The organism is Ruegeria sp. AL3 (genome assembly GCF_056536065.1).
The window spans coordinates 14,862-32,379 of record NZ_JBQFJG010000003.1 but is presented as its reverse complement, the minus strand read 5'-3'; the positions used below and the strand labels follow the sequence as shown (position 1 = coordinate 32,379).

Genomic DNA, 17,518 nt, shown 5'->3' with positions numbered 1-17,518 from the left:
TAAACGACCGGAACTACAGCTTCACAGCGCAGTGCTTTTACGAAGACTCTTACCCGGTGACACCTTCTGATTACGTGTGGCTTCAAACTCTTCGTGATAGGACCGCTCAACATTGACATCCCAGACGTCATGATCCTCGCCCAGAATATTGCGCGCGGCGTACATCGCCGACAGCATGGAATGATCCTGGTTGTTGTAGCGGTGCAATCCATTGCGACCCACGGTCTGGAAGTTTTCCAGCGTCTTCAGCCAGTCGCTGACCGTGTCCAGGGCGTCCTTGTATTCGCTGTCATAGACCGGATAAGCCTTGGGCTGCCGGATAACTGCGTGATCGATGACATCACTGGCCTTGGCCAGACCAAGCTTTTCAAGCTCTTCACTGGCAAGATGCCTGAGATCCTCGTCACTTGAGGACCACAACCCGTCACCCTTCTGACAGAAATATTCCATCCCGATCGAGGCAGTGTTCTGATCGGGCAGCATTTCCGCGGACCAGGCGCGGAAATTCTGGATGCGACCCACCTTCACCTGCGGGCTGTGGATGTAGATCCAGTTGTCCGGGAACGGATCCGCGTGATCCAGGATCAGGGTCACGATCAGGAAATCACGATACCGCAGACGGTCTGCCGCCTCGACGACCTCGGGCGGTGGCGGCGGATCAAAAGCATGGATCAGATCACGAACGGCCATCGAATTGACGAACTCTTCACCCTCCACCCGCTCGGTGTGTTTTTCGCCATCTTCAGTCCAGTGGCGCACATCGATCGAGGTGACGCGATTGCCATCACGGTTCACCTGGATCACTTCGGAATGGGTTTCGACCGAGCCCCCTTTTCCCGGATCAGGTCACGGGTCTTTTCCACATCATGCCGGGGCCAGGCGTGGATACTGGAATTCCTCGATCAGGCTGGCGGTGTCATTGGCCCCCGAAATCGCATTCCAGACCGCCTTGGGCAGGGACAGGTTCTTGATCCGCTGCGCGGCCCAGTCGGCGCGGATTTCGGACGGCGGAATACCCCAGACCTTCTTGGTGTAGCTGTGGAAGAAATGCATGTAGAGCCGTCCGCCAAAACGGTTGATTACCCATTCTTCGAACGTGTCTTCCTGCGGCTTCGGCCGCAGCTTCCATTTGATAAAGCTGCCGATGATCTTGTAGGTCTCGTAGGGGCCGATATTGCCAAGGGCGTTGAAGATACGCAGCGGATAATCGTAGAATTTGTTGCGATAGAAGATGCGGCTCAGGCGTTGCACGGTGATGAAATCATCCCCCATCACCTCGTGCCACATATCCTCGACTTCGCGCACCTTGGTGAAAAACCGATGCCCGCCAATGTCGAAGCGATACCCTTTGTGCGTTTCGGTTCGCGAGATGCCACCAACCATGTCCGAGGCTTCGAACACCCGGGGAACATGTGTGTCGCTCAGTTTCTGAAGTTCATAGGCTGCTGTCAGCCCTGCTGGACCACCACCAATGACGACAACGGGAACAATATCTTTTTCAAATGACTAACACCCATACCAAAACACTGACCTAAAGCTACAAGAGGTTATCCGAGATTCACAACAAAATCCTGTCAGTCCCCGAAACGGGGCTCCTGCGCCTTTAGCTCCACCCCTTCCGCGCAGAAAAATCAACCATTCCGTTTGACGAACCGCACTTTCGCCCTTCTGTGCAAATCGATGACAGGCCAAACCGGGTCACCTGTGCCGAAAGCCGGTTTGGGCTTTGCGAAACCGACGGTCTTTCACACCGCCCGAAACAGCACGCGTTTTCCACAATGCCCTGAAACATAACGATGATTGCTGACTGGCACAGCCAGCCGAAACTCCCCGCCCGGAAGCGAAACATAGATTTGATCCACACACCTCTTGCACGGCGCCTGACCTGAACCATGACCGTTTTTTTCAGGCTGCGTCTGTGATGTCCTTCACTGTATCGACGGACCGAAAGGGCGCATCAACAATGCTGTGACTTTTCTCGCATTGTGTATAGTTGAGCGCCAGAGCAGCAGGAAATTCAGCACCTCCGACTCGTCGCTTGGTGAATCTTGACAGGGTGGCACCGCTGCCGTCCTAATACGTGAGAATGTTTGCAAAACCAGGTGTCTCAAACCTGGGGACGATGAGTGAATTGGTAGCCAGTCTCGTTGTTAACGAGGGAGCAATTTTATGAAGTGTGTTATTCTGGCCGGCGGCTTGGGAACCCGGCTCAGCGAAGAAACCGTCAAGATTCCAAAACCCATGGTCGAGATCGGCGGCAAACCGATCATCTGGCATATCATGAAAATCTACGCGGCACACGGCATCACGGATTTCATCGTCTGCCTCGGCTACAAGGGTTACGTGATCAAGGAATACTTCGCGAATTTCTTTCTGCACAGTTCAGACGTCACGATCGATCTGGCCAATGGCGGGCTTGAGATTGCAAACAGTAAATCGGAACCATGGCGCGTGACGCTGGTCGATACCGGAGAGGACAGCCAGACCGGGGGCGGCTGCGCCGTGTCATGCATCTTCTCAAGGATGAAGAGGCCTTTTGCCTGACCTATGGCGACGGTGTTGGTGATATCGACATTCGTGCCGGGATCGATTTTCATCGGGCGCATGGCAAGCTTGCAACCGTCACGGCAGTTCCTCCGCCCCGCCGCTTCGGCCAGCTCGAACTCCAAAGCAACCAAGTTCTGAATTTCTCCGAGAAACCCGTCGGAGATGGTGGGCTGATCAATGGCGGGTTTTTCGTGCTGTCCCCGAAAGTGGGCGATTACATTGACGGCGACAATACCGCTTGGGAACGCAGCCCCTAATAAATCTGACTCGCGATGGCGAGCTGATGGCCTTTGAACATAAAGGCTTCTGGCAGCCCATGGACACCATTCGCGAACGTCAGGAACTGGAAGAGCACTGGGCCACAGGCAATGCGCCGTGGAAAATCTGGGAATGAATGCGAGCGCGTTTTACGGACGCAGGGTGCTTGTAACCGGGCATACCGGCTTCAAAGGCGCCTGGCTGGCTGCCTGGCTGGCCGAGGCTGGTGCAGAAGTCGCCGGATACGCCCTTGCCCCCGAAACGAAACCCAATCTCTGGGCATTGCTGGATCAGCAAAATAAAGTCGGTCACCGGCGACCTGAATGATCGCGCAGCCTGGACCGGATCATCGCGGAAACCGACCCTGAATTCGTCTTTCATCTGGCGGCGCAATCCTGGTCCGGCGCTCTATCGCACTCCGGTTGAGACCTTCGCCACCAATGTTCTGGGTACAGTTCAGCTTTTGGACGCACTGCGTGCAGCCCCGAGCTTGCGCGCGGTGGTGGTGGCAACTTCGGACAAGGCCTACGAGAATGTCGAACAAGTCTGGGGCTATCGCGAAACCGACCCGATGGGCGGGCATGATCCGTATTCCGCATCGAAGGGTGCGACCGAAATAGCGGTCGCAGCAATGCGGCGCAGCTATTATTCACCGGATGCTGCCGATCCACATCCGGCCCGGATTGCCAGCGCACGCGCGGGCAATGTCATTGGCGGTGGCGACTGGGCCGAAGACCGTTTGGTTCCCGATATCGTGCGCGGCTGTCTGAGCGATGAAGGACGCGTCGTATTACGCTATCCCGGCGCAATCCGCCCTGGCAACATGTTCTGGAACCTCTCAGGGGTACATGATGCTGGCCCAGAAGCTCGAACAGGACGGTGCCTTCGCAGCGGGATGGAATTTTGGCCCCGAACGTGACGATGAACGCCCGGTTCTGGATGTGGCCCAGGCGGTCATCAAGGCGCTTGGGCAGGGCCGGATCAATATCGACACCCCGGCGGATGCGCCGCATGAGGCCAAGATGCTCCGGCTGGATGTATCGCAGGCGCGTGCACTGCTTGGCTGGCGCCCGGTCCTGAGTTTTGACGACACCGTCAGGCTGACGGCAGACTGGTATGCGGGCTGGGCCCGCGGCACTCCGGCAACCGAGCTGTGCCATGCCCAGATTGCCGAATTCGAAACACTGAGCATGAGACAGGTATGACCGGCACGACCCATCCCACCTGCCGCCATTGCGGCGCGGACCTTGAGATGACGCTTGTCGATCTCGGACTGTCCCCTCTGGCCAATTCCTATGTCGACCCCGCGAAAGCGGACACGGACCCGGTCTATCCGTTGCACGCCCGCGTGTGCACCGAATGCTGGTTGGTTCAGGTGGATGATGTCGTACCGGCGGAAGAGATTTTTCGACCGATTACGCCTATTTCTCCAGCTTCTCGGACAGCTGGCTGGCCCATTGCCGGGATTACGTGGAAAAAATGGTCAATCGGTTCGATCTCGGGCCGGACGATCTGGTGATCGAGATCGCCTCGAATGACGGGTATCTGCTGCAGTATTTCGTTGAAAAAGGCATCCCGGTTCTGGGGATCGAGCCATCAGGCAATGTGGCAGCGGCGGCACAGGAAAGGGTGTGCGCACGCTGATCGATTATTTCGGCGAGGCGCTGGCCCGCAAGGTGGCCGCGACCGAGAAACCTCCGGCGCTGATCGCATCGGCCAATGTGCTGGCGCATGTGCCTGACATCAACGATTTCGTCGCCGGGATCGCCACGCTTCTGACCGGCGATGCGGTCTATACGGTCGAATTTCCGCATCTTCTGAACCTGATCAGAGAAGTGCAATTCGACACGATCTATCACGAACATTACTCCTATCTGTCGCTGCTGGCGGTGGAAAAGATTTTTGCCAAGGCGGGCCTGCGTGTCTTCGACGTCGAGGAACTGCCCACCCATGGCGGTTCGCTGCGGGTGTTCGCCTGCCTTGAGGGTGCCAGCCATCCCGAAGGGCCCGGTCTGGCCAAGGTCCGCGCGGATGAGGCTGCGGCGCAGTTCGACCGACCTGAGGGCTATATGAATTTCACCATTCAGGTCGAAGCGCTGCGCGACGGGCTGCTTGGCTTCCTGCGCGAAGCAAATGCCGGGTGACACCATTGCGGCCTATGGCGCCGCCGCCAAGGGCAACACGCTGCTGAACTATGCCGGGATCGGCCCCGACCTGATCTCTTACTGCGTTGATCGCAACCCGGCCAAGCAGAACACGCTGCTGCCCGGCAGCCATATCCCCGTGCATGGGGTCGAAGCCCTGCGCGAGACGCCGCCGGATTACGTGCTGATCCTGCCTGGAACATCCGGGACGAAGTCACGGATCAACTGTCCGACCTGAAGGCACATGGCACCCGCTTCGTAACGGCCGTGCCAGAGATCAGGATCAGCTGATGGCACGGGTTCTGCTGACGGGCGCAACCGGATTGATCGGGCGCGCGACAGCCACGGCTCTGACAGAGGCGGGCCACGAGGTGGTGACGCTGGGCCGCAACCCGGCAAGCGACATCACCTGCGATCTGCTGGACCCCGATGCCATCACGACAGCCCTTGAAACAGCCCGCGCCAGCTATCTGGTGCATCTGGCCTGGCATGACGGCGCGCGCGACCGCTGGACTTCTGGGGCCAATCTGGACTGGATGGCCGCCACCCTGCATCTGGTGCGGAGTTTGCACGCACAGGAGGCCAGCGTGCCGTCTGCGCCGGAAGCTGTGCTGAATATGACTGGTCGGTACCGGAGCTGATCGAAACCAGCCCCTGCGCCCCGCACCCTTTATGGGGCGGCCAAGGCCGGAACCGGTCTGGCACTGTGCGCGGGCCAGCAGACGCTTGGCCTGTCCCGGCATGGGCCCGCATCTTTTTGTCTACGGGCCGGATGAACCGCCGGGGCGACTGTTTGGCGATCTGATGTCAAACCTCGGGGCGGGACGGCCGGTTGATTGCACCGACGGGCGGCAGGAGCGGGATTTCCTGCATGTCGATGATCTTGCCCGCGCCTTGTTGCGCGTGCTGGAAAGCGATCTGACCGGCCCGGTCAATGTCGCCAGCGGTACGGCGACCCCGGTTCGAGACCTGATTGCAGAGGTGGCAAACCAGATGCACCGGTCCGATCTGATCCGCTTGGGCACCATCGCCCGCGCAGCGGACGATCCGCCCCGGCTGACGGCGGACGTGACCCGGTTGCGGGACGAGACCGGTTTTATGCCACAATATGACATTGCTTCCGGAGTCGCCCGGTGTCTTCGGTCAAGGGAGGAGGCCGTATGAAATCTTCATCCTTTCTACGCAAGCAATCCTTCATGCTTTTTGCCCTGGTCGGCATCGTGAATACGGCCTTCGGGTATGCGGTTTTCTCGGTTCTGAGCCTGTCGGGGTTGCCCGCACAGGCGGCTCTGCGATCTCGTTCGTCATCGGCGTGTTGTGGAATTTCATGACCCACGCCCGGATCGTATTCGACACCAAAGGGTTCAGGAAATTGCCCTTCTACCTGCTGGCATATGTCATGGTTTACGTTTTCAACGCCTTTTCGCTCGAAGCTCTTCTGAGCACGGGACTGCATCCGATCCTTGCACAGGGCCTGCTGGTTCTGCCCGCGGCCGTTCTGGCATTCATCCTTGTTTCCCGGGCGCTGACCGATCGCTTCCCGTGGCAGCAGGAGGTCTGATATAATGCCTCAAAACTACAGACATAAACACTTTCGATCCGTAACCGGTCCATCTGATATATAGTAGGATATGGACTGTTAAATGTATTTGGTACCAGTGCTGGAAGGATAATCGTCAATGCGTCTTTATCTTGCTGATCTTGGACATAACCTCGTTACTGCCACGTCGGACACCTACCCGTTGGGTGTTGGAAATCTTGCAACCTATGCCCAAGCTCATGCAAAAAGCCCGACACCGATTGAGGTCGCGATCTTTCGTGATCCGCAGGAATTCAAAGCGGCCGTCGACACAGCTCCGCCCGATGTGGTCGGCTTTTCCAGCTATTCCGGAACCACCATCTGGCCCTGTCCTTTGCCGACTACGTCAAGGCGGTCAATCCCAACAGCCTGACCCTGATGGGTGGTCCCAACTTTCCGCTGACCGAAGAAGAGCAGGACAGCTGGATCCGGACCATGCCGCAGATCGACATGCATGTGCGCGGCCCCACCTATGAGGGAGCGCGCGTTCCTCAGCACGCTGCAACGCTTCATCGATGTCGGCGCCCGACGCGAAGGCATGTGGGAAGAGGCCGTCGATGGCGCGCTTTACGTGCACCCAAAAACCGGAGAGATCCTGCGCGGGGCCGAGCCGCCCCGCATCCGCGATCTGGATGAAATCCCCTCGCCCTATCTGGCCGGGTTGATGGACAAGTTCTTTGACACCGGCCTGTTTGCACTGATGCAACTGGCACGGGGCTGCCCGTTCACCTGCGCGTTCTGCAATTCGGCGGTCAAATCGAACTCGAAGGTGTTCCGCCATTCGTTTGAACGCACCAAGGCCGATCTGGATTACGTCGTCGCCCGCATCAACCATGCCAGCCCGCTGTGCTTTGCGGATGACAATTTCGGCATGTATGTGCAGGACGAAGAGGTGGCCGATTACCGGGCCATCTGATGGATCGGTACGACTGGCCCAAATACATCCGGACAACCACGGGCAAGAACCGCGGCGACCGGATCATCAAGGTGATGCGCAAGGCCAAGGGCCGGTTGCCGATGACCTCGTCGGTTCAGTCTCTGAATCCGGAAGTTCTGAAGAACATCAAACGCGACAATATCAGCCTGGACACCTATGCCGAGGTACAGCAGGAGCTGCATTCAAAGGGCATGCAATCCTATGGCGAGCTGATCCTGTGCATGCCCGGTGAAACCCGGGAATCCTTCATGGATGCCGTCGATCAGCTGATCGAAACCGGCGTCAGCCGGGTCGCGGCGCACCAGTTGATGCTGCTGCACGGCGCACCGCTGGCCAACCCCGACAGCCGCGAGAAATTCGGCTTCAAAACCCTCCATCGCGTGGTTGCCCGATGCCTGGCAAATATACCGGCCCAACCGTGGTCGAGACCGAGGAAATGGTGGTCCAGTCCGAGAATTTCTCGTTCCAGGATTATCTGGACACCCGTGTTTTCCATCTGCTGCTGACGATCTTCTATTACGAAGACAATTTCGAAGAAGCCTTCCGGCTGGCGCGGTCCCGTGGCATCCGGCCCTTCCTGATCGTCAAGCATATGCAGGACATTCTCGATCAGGCCCCCAAACCCTTCCGGGATGCGGTGGCCGGTTATCTGGAGGAAAACCAGCAGGAGCTGTTTGAAACCCGGGCCGATTGTGTCGCCGGCGCAGGAAAATTATGATGATCTGATTAGCAGCGAATTGGGGGCAATCTGCTCAGCAAATATTCGATGATTGGCCGGTTCATCGTGCTGGACGAAGCACTTGATTTCCTGAAACGGGCCATCAGCGACCTTCTGGACAAGGACGACCACGAAGCGCACGAGATGCTCGACACGATCATCAATTACTACAGCGCCGTGATGCTGCATGTGCCCTTCTCGGAAACCCGGAACACGAACCCGTCTGGAGCTCGTCTTTCGATGTCGAGGCCTGGAGGAATTCGGGATATCAGGGCGTGCTGCAGGATTACCAGTTCGATGCCCCCGCGAGTTCCAGACCCAGGTCGATCAAAGGGTGAAAACCACCTTGCTGTCGCGGATCGAAACCTTTGGCGAACATGCCTCGGGGCTGGGCCGGTTTACCCGAACGATGTTCGCCAATGATTTCCGGCGCAACTTCGTGTCAGGCGAAAATCAGCACGCGGCCGAATAGGTCTGGCTTTGGGCTGGGCCTATTCGCCATCCCCCAGATAGACAACTTCGCGGCCCGGGAAGGCCGCGATGATGTCTGCGTTCTGCTCGGGGCCCATATCGCGCAGGAAAATCGGTTTGCCCTCGGGCAGGAACGGATCGTTGAGATAGAGCGCAGACCCGATATCGCCCTGTGTCGAGACAAAGACCAGAGCGTTTCCAAGCCCGGCAGCCTGCCGACGTATGTCACCGGTATAGCCACCATACCCATTGTATTTCGACACCCCCGCCATGGGGTGAAGCTGACAACAGACACCGCACACAGCAACAGGATGACGCATTGCAGGCGGCCACGATGCCGTTCGGGCAACCGGTCCCGGATGGTCTCGATCCCAGCCGCCGCCAAAGCCAGCGCCGGCAACAAAGCCGTATGCCAGTAGCGCGGCCCAAGATAGAACGTGCCCGTAAACCAGTAAAAAACAGGGCCCCCACAAGGATCGCGAACACCACCAACATGGCCCGATCGAACCCGGTCAGCTTTCTGCCCCATATGAACGCAATCCAGACCGGAACCAGGACCCGAATGTCCAGCCCAGAAGTTCGTAATTGAGCGCGGCAAAACCATTGATCAGATTCAGCAGACCCTCGGCCGGGCTATGCCCGACCCAGATGTCGAGCGCGCCCCAGCTCTCGGCCGGTGACCCTACATTGGGACCAAACCCATAGGCATTCTGCGTGTCGGGCCATAACCGGCTCAGGTAATCCGCTTGCGGGGTCAGCAGCGCGTCTCCGGTGATCATCAGGTTGAGCAGCAAAAGACGCCACCCGACAGAACACCGCCCAAGGCGCAGGCGATCATCTGTCCGATCCCCCGGCAGGCGCCGCAGCAACCACAGGCCGGTCAAAACGCTTATGATCAACCCATCAAGCTGTCGGGTGACAAAGGCCCAGCCCAAAGCCAGACCCGCAACAAGCGCAAGCAAGACATCCCTGCGCGTTGACCCCTCCCCAGCCCTGAGCAGACACCACCATCCCAGCAGCACCATCACCAATGTCGTGGAATGTGCCATCAGCGTGCCCCCGACGGCGAGCACCCAGGGCGACGTGGCCATCAGCAACGCCACCAGATCGGCCCGTTCGCGACTGACGGCACGGCACACGATGCCATGCGCCAGCCAGACAGAGATCCCGGTCAGCACGGGGTTGACCAGCCACGGCACCCCGGCCAGCACACCCAGGCTCAGAACGATGGCCCAACCCTGTGCCGGCACGCCGATCCACTGATCGCCGCGAATGTCGAACAGGTAATATTCCAATGCAGGCTGCGCCGCTGCGGGGGGCGGGCTTCCGAGGACGCCCGCAGCAAAGGTACGCGCCTGAAACAGATACGCCACCTCATCCTCGACATGAGGCACGCGGTCGAACGCCGCCAGGCCAGAGCCGCGCTGGCCAGCATTGCAAAGACCGCGAGGGCAGCCACCGGAATGCGGGGTGCCCGGTCAGGCCCGGCAACAGAAAACGGCGACCAGCGTCGCCATCTGCACAAGGTTCAGCGCACCGCCGATCCCGATCTGCAAACCGAAGGCCAGATAGTACCCGTAAGCCACGTACGGCGTCGCAGAAACGCAAAAGGCCGCAGCCAGCCCCAGCAAAAGGATCAGCCGCCACCGTCCTGCTTCTGCCATCAGGCCCGTTATGGCCGCCCTTCCCTGCGGCCGCACAAGCACAAAGCCCGTCAACACCGTCTGCCCCGCCAGTATCGCCAGCATGATCAGGTTTTCAGGAGGGTTCGCGGAAATCTCAAGCCGTGGAAACCAAAGGGGTTGGGTCAACCACAACCGGGCCGCACTGCCCAGAAGCAGCGCCGCGCCAAGCAAGCCAAAAGAAACTGGCCGCGCTGCCGGAAAACACCCCACAAGCAACGCAGCAATCACCACGGCCGCATACCAAAGGCGCAGTTCCGCCAATGTGGCATTGCTGCCCGGCAGGTCCGCAGCCCAGGCCGAGCTGCCGCACAAGGCCATCGCCCCGGCAAAGAGCCACATCACCCGACCTGAACGCATATTCATGCCATATGCTCGTCTTTGACAATCGCCGGGTCCCGTGCAGGACCTTCGATATTGATGCGTTCCTGTTCAGTGACGATCGGACCGCCCCGCACCTGATTGTGGATCGAGGTTATGTATTCTCCCAACATGCCGATAAACAGCATCTGGATACCTGACAGGAAGAACAGCGCGACGATGATTGTCGTGGTTCCCCGTGGAGCCAAATCCGGATTGAAGAAATAGAACACCACTGAAATGAGGGAAAACAGAATACAGCTGATGGCAATCACCAGACCACTCAGCGTACAGAACCGCATTGGGGCACGTGTGAAAGAGAAGATCGCATTCAGCGCCTGATCGGTCAGCGCCATCAGATTGTGCTTGGAAACACCTCTTTTGCGGGCCCGCCACACATACGGAACGATGATGCGGCGAAACCCGCAATTGGCGATGATGCCGCGGATATAGGGGTAGTGGTCGTTATGCGACAGCACCGCATTGAGCACTTTGCGGTCAATAAGCTGGAACTCACCCACTGATGGCTCCAGCCAGACATCGGACAGCCGGTTGACGATCGTATAAAGATGCCGCGCGCCACGCGCATCACGATCTCCTCTTCGCGGGTGGTGCGGGCACCGGCCACCACATCGTAACCGCTTTCCCATAACTGCACGAATTCCGGGATCATGTCCGGCGGGTCCTGAAGATCCACCGGCAGGATGACGACCACGGCATCCCCTTCGGCATAACGCAACCCGTTGAAGGCGGATCGGAACACTCCAAAGTTGCGGGCGTTTACGACAACTTTCACATTCTGATCTTTTCAGCGATCTCTCGCAGGATCTCGACAGTCCGGTCGGAGGATGCATTGTCGACAAAGATATGCTCGCACCTGTAGCCTGGCAGCTTTTCCTCAAAAATCGCTTTTACGGTTTCATAGCAATTCGCCACATTGTCTTCTTCGTTGTAGCAAGGCGAAACAATGGAAATTGTTTTGTGATTTTGTTCTAAATCTGAAGACACCAATTACCCAACCTCCAAGTTGGAAACGATTGTATCACCCGGTGCTGTATCGGATTCACATCGCCCAAAGTACAGGAATATTTTGCAATAACGTGCGCACACCGCCACATCTTTTGCCGATTTCACGCATTCACAACAGTCAGTTTTCTCCGACCCCTTGTTTCTTGAACATCAGTGTCATTTAGTGTGCCGGTAAATTTATCAGTTGTCAGCGTTCCAGATGAACCGAACCTTTCGAAACCGGCTATTTTCCCTGCACACCTGGCTGGGATTGCACCTGTCCATCTTCTTTACCTTCATGTTCCTGACGGGGCAGTGCTTGTCATCGGCATCGAGGTTGAATCCATTGCCCGGCCGGAAATCTGGACCACCATTGCCAAAGAAGACCGGACGGCCAGTTTTGCGGAAATCCATGACGGCATTAAAACCGCCCATCCCGAAAGCGCTGTATTTGTAATCGAAAAATACCCCGCCCCGTGGTTCGCAGATCGAACCTTCGGACGAACCGGCTGGGGCGAAAACATCAGCTTCTGGACTGACCCGGTGACCGGAGCAGTCGTTTACGAAACGAGGGATGGCGGGTTTCGCGACATTCTGCGCGATCTGCATGATACGTTCCTGACCACCAAACGCCCCATCTTCATCCTGATCTCGGCAACATCCGTTCTGCTGCTGTATCAGATCGTCAGCGGGCTGATTACCTACCGACGTTTCTGGAAAGGGTTTTTCCGCTGGCCCAAACGCTCCGGGGGTTCAGATCCTGGGTCGGCGCCACGCACCGGCTAACGGCCCTTTGGGCAGCGCCGCTTCTGATCCTGATTGCAATCACCAGCTTTTATTTCATGCTCGGCGGTCTGGGAATCGAAGGCACAACCCCAAAACCTCAGCCCACTTCCCCGTGACACCGCCCTGCCTATCGGCTTCAGTTCCGACACCCTTGAACAGGCCGAGGCAAACGCTGTTGCCGCCTTGCCGGGCCTGGAGCCGCTTGTCATGGTGCTGCCGGGAGATCCGGCTGGCACTTTTGCCTTTGAAGGCCCCGTGGTCGGTTTTGCGAAGACGAGTGGATGGGGCAGCGTATCGGTTGATCCAGTGACCCTTGAGGTGCTCGGCGCGTTCACCCCGGATGATACCCGCGGCTTCGCACGCTGGAAGGCATTGATGAACACATTGCATTTCGGCACCTGGGGTGGTGCGTTCTCATTGGGTCTCTGGGTTCTGTCAGGCTTCGTGGCCACCGGCGTTGCCCTGACGGGCGCCTTGATCTTTGCGGCCCGGCTGGCTCCTGAGGCCGCACAATACGGCCCGATCCGGCGCATCTGGCGCGGATTGGGGCTGTCCCGCTGGATCTATCTGTTGATCGTTCTGGGTATCCTGCTGACCGCGTATCAGCGCTTTGGGCCGGGCAGCTACCCGAGAGCTGGGGTCTTCCCGACCGACGCACCTGCTGCGGTGGCCTATCTGATCCTGCCCGCACCTGTGCGCCGCGATACCCCGCTTGATGTCGAAATGCTGGTTGGGGAACCCGGCATCACTGCGGCGTCCATAGCAACAGATGGGGGCAGAGCAGCCCGTCGAACTGGTACGGAACGGTGAAAAGGCGCAGGCATCTTTTCGCATCACCCCCAATGACACGGCCAACCAGATCACAGCCCGTCTGACAAAACCCGATGGCACTAAAAAACCGTCACGTTCCGACTGGGGCAACCGATATGGTAAACGAAACAACACTTCCTCTGACGAATGAGAAGGCTTTTCAGGAACGGCTCAGCATCCTGCAAATGTGCTCGTTTTTCACATTCGGAGGCGGCATTCAGCGCCACATTACCGATCTGGGCGGGTCCCTGATGGCGCATGGGCACAAGGTGATCAAGGCTGGTGCCCCCGGCGAGCTTGGCGAGACCGCGGATGGCAGTGTCTTTGTACCTTTGCAACTTGACCGGGTCAGCGACCACAGTGCGAATGGCAAACTCAACCCGGCCCTCAGAATGTACTGGCTGGTACGTTCGGCCCTGACCCTGCGCCGGGCGCTCAAGGACCATAAGGTCGATATCATCCATGCGCATGAAACCGCCCCGCTTCTGACGGCTCGTCTGGCCAGTCTGGGAATGGGAATTCCCATTGTGATGACCTATCACGGCTCGTCGCCCGACCGTCTCAACGCGGTGGCCCGCGCCTGCCGACAGCAAGCCGATCTGGCGATCTGCCCCAGCGAAACCGTCATGCAATCCCTGCTGGAACGCCAGGTCGATCCCGACAAGGCGCGGGTGATGCTTTGGGGGTACGTCCCAACCCGCCCGCCGATCCGGCAGCTGCGGATGCCCTGCGGCGCGAACTGTTGGGCGCAGATGGCACACATCTGGTTCTGTCCTTGTCCCGTCTGGACCGCCAAAGGGCCTCGACGCGATGATCGAAGTGGCCCGGCGTGTGCGGCAGGATCTGCCCGGTCTGCGGATCGTCGTCGGGGGCGAAGGCGTGCTGCGCGGCCAGGTCGAAGCCTGGGCCGAACAGGCCGGGGTTTCCGACATCATCCGTTTCCCCGGGGTGATCTCGGATGTCGCCACCTATCTCGCGGCCTCGGATCTTTATATGCTGACCTCCCGGTGGGAGGCCCTGCCGATTTCAATTGTCGAGGCGTTCCGCGCCGGGCTGCCGGTGATCGCCACCGATTGCGGCGGTGTGCGTGAATTGGTGGATGGCGATGTCGGGCGCCTGTGTGCGGTCGATGATCTTGATGCCCTGTCTCAGGCGCTGCGCGATCTTTGCATCGACCGCGCCGAATATGACCGGCTAAGCGCCAATGCCACGGCGCGCGGTGCAGAAGACAGGTTCTCGCCAGCCCATGTGCATAGCGGGTTTGAAAAGCTGTATCGGCAACTGGCCGGGCGGGGATAACCCCGGTCAGCCCGATGCGCCGTTCTCGAAAGCACCAGCTTCCAAGGCATGGGCCAGATCGGCCCGCCCTGCACGATGCGCGGCCTGCGCGAAAGCCGCGCCGAACCGGCCCAATACCTGATCTTCACGCCAGAGCGTCTCAAACCCCTGCCGCGCCGCTGCTGCCATCTGATCCCGCGCGGCACCTCCGTTCTGAAAACGGCGCATGGCTGCAATCAGATCATCCTCGGTTTCGAACAGTTCCCGCCCCTGCCCGCTCCACGATCTCGGGAACGGACCCAGCCGCCGGGCGATCACCGGCGTGCCCAGCCGGAAGCTTTCGATCAGGATGATGCCGAAGGTTTCATAACAGACCGAGGGCACGATCAGCCCCAGTGCGCCACGATAGTAAGCGTTCAACTCGTCCGGCGTCTTGCGGCCAGGAATTTGATCCGGTCATTGCCTGCGGCCTGTGCCTTCAACTCATCCGCATAGTCACCATCACCCAGGATCAGCAGATCCGCGTCGGGATAGCGGTCAAAGGCCGGGAACACATCCTGCAACCCCTTGATCTTTTCCAACCGCCCGACAAACAGGAAATAGGGGCGTTCCTGCGCCGCCGGTTCCGGCAAGGCGCTCTGATCCAGGTCGGGCAGGAAATAGGGCAGCACCTGCATGTCCTGCCGCAGGCCGAATTCACGATGTTTGGCGCGGCTGAATTCGCTTTTGGCAATGATCAGATCCATGTGATCCAGCGCCCGGTCCAGCGCACCGGTATACCGCCAGAGCTGCGGCGGACGTTTGTGCTGCAACACGCAGCGCAGGCACTGGCGCTCATCGCACAGCTCGCGCCCATGCCGCCACAGAACATGGGTGGGGCAGACCAACCAGTGTTCATGCGCTTCATAGATTTTCAACCCCTCGCCCATCGGCAACAGGCCGGGGCCGCCGATCAGGGATGTGTTGTTGTGCCAGATGATATCCGGCTTCCGCTCGGCCAGTAACTCGCGGATGCGGGCAGCATGGACAACCGGACGGCCCAGTTGCTGGGTCAGCAGGTTCGACATCATGCCGTTGCGGCTGCGCAGCCCGATCCGCCGCACCCCGTCAGGTGCCTTCGGCTGCGGTTTGCCGCCCAGAATCAGATAGCTGTCTTCGTCATGCACCACCGTCACGTCGTGCCCGCGCGCCACTAGCGCCCGCGCCATGCGCTGAATGCCGATGGCGTCACCGCCAAAGGAATAGGGGGATAAAATGTGGTGAACATCAAAATGCGTAACGATTTCATCTATCTCTCAATTCCTTGAGTGTCAGCCGCAGGCAGGTGCCCGCCTTGCGGCCCAAGCATCGAAACCAGCAGGCGCAGCCTGTCCCGCTGGAACAGAAAAGCCAGCAAACCATAGGCCAGAACACCCGTCACCGTACCGGCAAGTAAAAGCAAAGCCGGGGACAGGCCGTCCAGTTGCCACATGACCCCTGCACGGCCGCCACCATCCCCCTGACAGCAGAAGCGGCGCAAGATGCTGCCGCATCAAAGCCGGCCCGGACAGCCCGGCAATATGCCCCAGATTGGCAAATTTGAGCGGCCAGACCAGCAGAAAGACAGCCACAAAACCGGCTGTGACGACCGGCAACCCATACGGGGCCAGCACCACAATCACCCCGCCGCCAGCGCCACCTCGACCCAGGACAGAACCGCCAGACGACCGGGCTGACCGGCCGCCAGACAAAGGTCTGCTGCACCTTTTCGGCGCACAGATACATGCCAAACACCGACATCAGGCTCAGGACCGGAGCCGCCGGAGCCCATTTCTGACCGAACAGCAGCACCAGCGCCGGTTCCGACAGAACCGCCAGCCCGGCAAAGGCCGGAAAGGCCAGAAACCCGGTCAGGCGCATGACGTCGATCAGCAAATCCGTCGCCGGACCACCATCGCGCGCCGCCGCACCAAAGGCAGGCTGCGCCACGGTGCGCAGCGGTGTGATAATCAGGAACGAGGCGGTCTCGATCACGCGCCAGGCGATTGCATAATACCCCGCCGGAACCGGCCCCAGCATCGCGCCGATGATCACCGCAGGCGATTGCACCGCAGCCAGTTCGGCCGCGCGCAGGCCCAGAATCCGGTGACTGAAATGCAAGACCCTGCGCATGTGATCCCGCGACGCATGGAATGCCGGGCGCAGGAGACCGCCCCCAGGCCATCACGATATTGGTGGCTGTCATCGCCAGCCGCTGACCGACCAGGCTCCAGACCCCGTATCCGGACAGCGCCATGCCAATGCCCACGACCCTCCGACCGCCGCGCCGAGCGCTGCACGGATGGCCAGAACACGGAACCGCATTTCCCGGCGCAGGATCGCAACCGGCACCGCCGTCAGTGAAATCATCAGCACCGTTGGGGACAATCCGATCAACAATTCGCGCGCAACCGGCTCATTGTAGAAATATGAGACCGGCCCCGCCCCCAGATACAGCGCAACCGTCAACACACCCCCAGCAGCGCCAACAGCCAGAAAACCGAGTTCAACCGCTCTGGTGACAGCGCCTCATGGGTCAGCAGAATGTCGGAAATCGTTTCACGGACCAGGAATTCGGAAAACAGCACAAAGGCTGCAACCATCGCCAGAAGACCAAAGGCCTCGACCCCTAAAATACGGGCAAGAATGGCAAAAATGATGAAATTGAACGCCTGCTCGACCCAGATACCGGCCGACATCCGAGCAACTCCGCTGCTGAAACTCTGCCGCCCTGACACCCGTTTCCTTCCTGTTGCCCGAACCCCGCCAAGTGCCGATGGACACATGGCTCAAACACTCACACCTGTTGCGCACAGTATGCGCAATTGCAAACTTGACGCCTTAACGGTCGAATTTGGTCAAATTTATTGTCTATGTTCAGTCTGTACGTGTTCGAATACTATACGCAATACAGGGAATTAT

Annotated in this window: 29 protein-coding genes and 4 pseudogenes; 21 read left to right on the top strand and 12 right to left on the bottom strand. The window is 59.1% G+C overall.

All coding sequences use genetic code 11. The features are described 5' to 3' along the window. Positions 1–21: 21 nt before the first annotated feature. Complete coding sequence (locus ACR3E6_RS21045; protein WP_480489272.1) at positions 22–804, bottom strand: hypothetical protein; 783 nt, start codon at positions 802–804, stop codon at positions 22–24. Between the two features lie 60 nt (positions 805–864). Then, on the bottom strand, positions 865–1,473 hold the full coding sequence (locus tag ACR3E6_RS21040) for an NAD(P)-binding protein (protein ID WP_480489394.1): 609 nt from the start codon (positions 1,471–1,473) through the stop codon (positions 865–867). A gap of 696 nt (positions 1,474–2,169) precedes the next feature. On the opposite strand from ACR3E6_RS21040, the gene ACR3E6_RS21035 reads away from it, so the two are divergent. The 15 genes and pseudogenes from ACR3E6_RS21035 to ACR3E6_RS20965 all read left to right on the top strand — a co-directional run bounded on the left by ACR3E6_RS21035 (position 2,170) and on the right by ACR3E6_RS20965 (position 8,183). Next, positions 2,170–2,544, top strand: coding sequence for a sugar phosphate nucleotidyltransferase (locus tag ACR3E6_RS21035; RefSeq protein WP_480489270.1), 375 nt, complete (start codon positions 2,170–2,172; stop codon positions 2,542–2,544). Continuing rightward, positions 2,508–2,804 carry a sugar phosphate nucleotidyltransferase gene (locus tag ACR3E6_RS21030; RefSeq protein ID WP_480489268.1) on the top strand — a complete coding sequence of 99 codons (297 nt, stop codon included), beginning with the start codon at positions 2,508–2,510 and terminating at the stop codon, positions 2,802–2,804. Before ACR3E6_RS21035 ends, ACR3E6_RS21030 begins: the two co-directional genes overlap by 37 nt. 251 nt (positions 2,805–3,055) lie before the next feature. Further along, on the top strand, positions 3,056–3,724 hold the full coding sequence (locus ACR3E6_RS21025; RefSeq protein ID WP_480489266.1) for an NAD-dependent epimerase/dehydratase family protein: 669 nt from the start codon (positions 3,056–3,058) through the stop codon (positions 3,722–3,724). Continuing rightward, a complete protein-coding gene (locus ACR3E6_RS21020; RefSeq protein WP_480489264.1) occupies positions 3,657–4,010 on the top strand; it encodes a hypothetical protein in 354 nt (117 codons plus the stop codon). Before ACR3E6_RS21025 ends, ACR3E6_RS21020 begins: the two co-directional genes overlap by 68 nt. Beyond that, positions 4,007–4,324: a class I SAM-dependent methyltransferase gene (locus ACR3E6_RS21015; RefSeq protein WP_480489262.1), complete on the top strand. Its 318-nt coding sequence runs from the start codon at positions 4,007–4,009 to the stop codon at positions 4,322–4,324. The genes ACR3E6_RS21020 and ACR3E6_RS21015 overlap by 4 nt, the downstream gene beginning before the upstream one ends. Beyond that, positions 4,321–4,449 (top strand): hypothetical protein, encoded by a 129-nt coding sequence (locus ACR3E6_RS21010; RefSeq protein WP_480489260.1) that lies wholly within the window; start codon positions 4,321–4,323, stop codon positions 4,447–4,449. The genes ACR3E6_RS21015 and ACR3E6_RS21010 overlap by 4 nt, the downstream gene beginning before the upstream one ends. Beyond that, positions 4,437–5,187: pseudogene (locus tag ACR3E6_RS21005) on the top strand (class I SAM-dependent methyltransferase). Before ACR3E6_RS21010 ends, ACR3E6_RS21005 begins: the two are co-directional and overlap by 13 nt. A gap of 52 nt (positions 5,188–5,239) precedes the next feature. Beyond that, on the top strand, positions 5,240–5,590 hold the full coding sequence (locus ACR3E6_RS21000) for an NAD-dependent epimerase/dehydratase family protein (RefSeq protein WP_480489258.1): 351 nt from the start codon (positions 5,240–5,242) through the stop codon (positions 5,588–5,590). 100 nt (positions 5,591–5,690) lie between these two features. Next, on the top strand, positions 5,691–6,113 hold the full coding sequence (locus tag ACR3E6_RS20995) for an NAD-dependent epimerase/dehydratase family protein (protein ID WP_480489256.1): 423 nt from the start codon (positions 5,691–5,693) through the stop codon (positions 6,111–6,113). Further along, positions 6,110–6,280 carry a hypothetical protein gene (locus ACR3E6_RS20990; RefSeq protein ID WP_480489254.1) on the top strand — a complete coding sequence of 57 codons (171 nt, stop codon included), beginning with the start codon at positions 6,110–6,112 and terminating at the stop codon, positions 6,278–6,280. Before ACR3E6_RS20995 ends, ACR3E6_RS20990 begins: the two co-directional genes overlap by 4 nt. Further along, the gene (locus ACR3E6_RS20985) at positions 6,277–6,510 is read left to right on the top strand and encodes a hypothetical protein (RefSeq protein ID WP_480489252.1); all 234 of its coding nucleotides are present in this window, start codon (positions 6,277–6,279) and stop codon (positions 6,508–6,510) included. Before ACR3E6_RS20990 ends, ACR3E6_RS20985 begins: the two co-directional genes overlap by 4 nt. A gap of 118 nt (positions 6,511–6,628) precedes the next feature. Next, positions 6,629–6,901 carry a hypothetical protein gene (locus tag ACR3E6_RS20980; RefSeq protein ID WP_480489250.1) on the top strand — a complete coding sequence of 91 codons (273 nt, stop codon included), beginning with the start codon at positions 6,629–6,631 and terminating at the stop codon, positions 6,899–6,901. Positions 6,902–7,000: 99 nt separating this feature from the next. After that, positions 7,001–7,444 (top strand): hypothetical protein, encoded by a 444-nt coding sequence (locus ACR3E6_RS20975; protein ID WP_480489248.1) that lies wholly within the window; start codon positions 7,001–7,003, stop codon positions 7,442–7,444. Next, positions 7,444–7,971, top strand: coding sequence for a radical SAM protein (locus ACR3E6_RS20970; protein ID WP_480489246.1), 528 nt, complete (start codon positions 7,444–7,446; stop codon positions 7,969–7,971). The genes ACR3E6_RS20975 and ACR3E6_RS20970 overlap by 1 nt, the downstream gene beginning before the upstream one ends. Continuing rightward, entirely contained in the window at positions 7,902–8,183 is a 282-nt protein-coding gene (locus ACR3E6_RS20965) for a hypothetical protein (RefSeq protein WP_480489244.1), read from the top strand. Before ACR3E6_RS20970 ends, ACR3E6_RS20965 begins: the two co-directional genes overlap by 70 nt. Here ACR3E6_RS20965 and ACR3E6_RS20960 read toward each other — a convergent pair. Further along, the gene (locus ACR3E6_RS20960; protein WP_480489242.1) at positions 8,178–8,372 is read right to left on the bottom strand and encodes a hypothetical protein; all 195 of its coding nucleotides are present in this window, start codon (positions 8,370–8,372) and stop codon (positions 8,178–8,180) included. The two genes, ACR3E6_RS20965 and ACR3E6_RS20960, sit on opposite strands and share 6 nt — an antisense overlap. Before the next feature lie 145 nt (positions 8,373–8,517). On the opposite strand from ACR3E6_RS20960, the gene ACR3E6_RS20955 reads away from it, so the two are divergent. Further along, positions 8,518–8,655 carry a hypothetical protein gene (locus ACR3E6_RS20955; protein ID WP_480489241.1) on the top strand — a complete coding sequence of 46 codons (138 nt, stop codon included), beginning with the start codon at positions 8,518–8,520 and terminating at the stop codon, positions 8,653–8,655. Between the two features lie 19 nt (positions 8,656–8,674). Here the strand turns inward: ACR3E6_RS20955 and ACR3E6_RS20950 are convergent, their stop codons facing one another. From ACR3E6_RS20950 to ACR3E6_RS20925, 6 genes and pseudogenes are all read right to left on the bottom strand, one after another. Continuing rightward, the gene (locus tag ACR3E6_RS20950; protein ID WP_480489239.1) at positions 8,675–8,974 is read right to left on the bottom strand and encodes a hypothetical protein; all 300 of its coding nucleotides are present in this window, start codon (positions 8,972–8,974) and stop codon (positions 8,675–8,677) included. Between the two features lie 192 nt (positions 8,975–9,166). Then, positions 9,167–10,048: a hypothetical protein gene (locus ACR3E6_RS20945; protein ID WP_480489237.1), complete on the bottom strand. Its 882-nt coding sequence runs from the start codon at positions 10,046–10,048 to the stop codon at positions 9,167–9,169. 84 nt (positions 10,049–10,132) lie between these two features. Next, positions 10,133–10,702: a hypothetical protein gene (locus ACR3E6_RS20940; protein WP_480489235.1), complete on the bottom strand. Its 570-nt coding sequence runs from the start codon at positions 10,700–10,702 to the stop codon at positions 10,133–10,135. Next, complete coding sequence (locus tag ACR3E6_RS20935; protein ID WP_480489412.1) at positions 10,699–11,346, bottom strand: hypothetical protein; 648 nt, start codon at positions 11,344–11,346, stop codon at positions 10,699–10,701. The genes ACR3E6_RS20940 and ACR3E6_RS20935 overlap by 4 nt, the downstream gene beginning before the upstream one ends. Before the next feature lie 2 nt (positions 11,347–11,348). Beyond that, a pseudogene (locus ACR3E6_RS20930) lies at positions 11,349–11,459 on the bottom strand (hypothetical protein); the annotation flags it as partial. Between the two features lie 29 nt (positions 11,460–11,488). Then, positions 11,489–11,704 carry a glycosyltransferase gene (locus ACR3E6_RS20925; RefSeq protein ID WP_480489392.1) on the bottom strand — a complete coding sequence of 72 codons (216 nt, stop codon included), beginning with the start codon at positions 11,702–11,704 and terminating at the stop codon, positions 11,489–11,491. A 174-nt stretch (positions 11,705–11,878) separates the two neighbouring features. On the opposite strand from ACR3E6_RS20925, the gene ACR3E6_RS20920 reads away from it, so the two are divergent. The 5 genes and pseudogenes from ACR3E6_RS20920 (at position 11,879) to ACR3E6_RS20900 (ending at position 14,599) form a co-directional block, all read left to right on the top strand. After that, on the top strand, positions 11,879–12,490 hold the full coding sequence (locus ACR3E6_RS20920) for a PepSY domain-containing protein (protein ID WP_480489233.1): 612 nt from the start codon (positions 11,879–11,881) through the stop codon (positions 12,488–12,490). Positions 12,491–12,697: 207 nt separating this feature from the next. Continuing rightward, a complete protein-coding gene (locus ACR3E6_RS20915; RefSeq protein WP_480489231.1) occupies positions 12,698–13,300 on the top strand; it encodes a hypothetical protein in 603 nt (200 codons plus the stop codon). Between the two features lie 74 nt (positions 13,301–13,374). Next, positions 13,375–13,917, top strand: a pseudogene (locus ACR3E6_RS20910) (glycosyltransferase family 4 protein); the annotation flags it as partial. Between the two features lie 62 nt (positions 13,918–13,979). Beyond that, the gene (locus ACR3E6_RS20905; RefSeq protein ID WP_480489410.1) at positions 13,980–14,114 is read left to right on the top strand and encodes a hypothetical protein; all 135 of its coding nucleotides are present in this window, start codon (positions 13,980–13,982) and stop codon (positions 14,112–14,114) included. Then, a complete protein-coding gene (locus ACR3E6_RS20900) occupies positions 14,111–14,599 on the top strand; it encodes a glycosyltransferase (RefSeq protein ID WP_480489229.1) in 489 nt (162 codons plus the stop codon). Before ACR3E6_RS20905 ends, ACR3E6_RS20900 begins: the two co-directional genes overlap by 4 nt. Before the next feature lie 6 nt (positions 14,600–14,605). On the opposite strand, the gene ACR3E6_RS20895 is transcribed toward ACR3E6_RS20900, so the two are convergent. The 3 genes and pseudogenes from ACR3E6_RS20895 to ACR3E6_RS20885 form a co-directional block, all read right to left on the bottom strand. Continuing rightward, on the bottom strand, positions 14,606–14,998 hold the full coding sequence (locus tag ACR3E6_RS20895; protein WP_480489227.1) for a glycosyltransferase: 393 nt from the start codon (positions 14,996–14,998) through the stop codon (positions 14,606–14,608). Next, the gene (locus ACR3E6_RS20890; protein ID WP_480489390.1) at positions 14,995–15,801 is read right to left on the bottom strand and encodes a glycosyltransferase; all 807 of its coding nucleotides are present in this window, start codon (positions 15,799–15,801) and stop codon (positions 14,995–14,997) included. The genes ACR3E6_RS20895 and ACR3E6_RS20890 overlap by 4 nt, the downstream gene beginning before the upstream one ends. A 193-nt stretch (positions 15,802–15,994) precedes the next feature. Further along, positions 15,995–17,380, bottom strand: a pseudogene (locus ACR3E6_RS20885) (oligosaccharide flippase family protein); the annotation flags it as partial. Between the last annotated feature and the right edge of the window lie 138 nt (positions 17,381–17,518).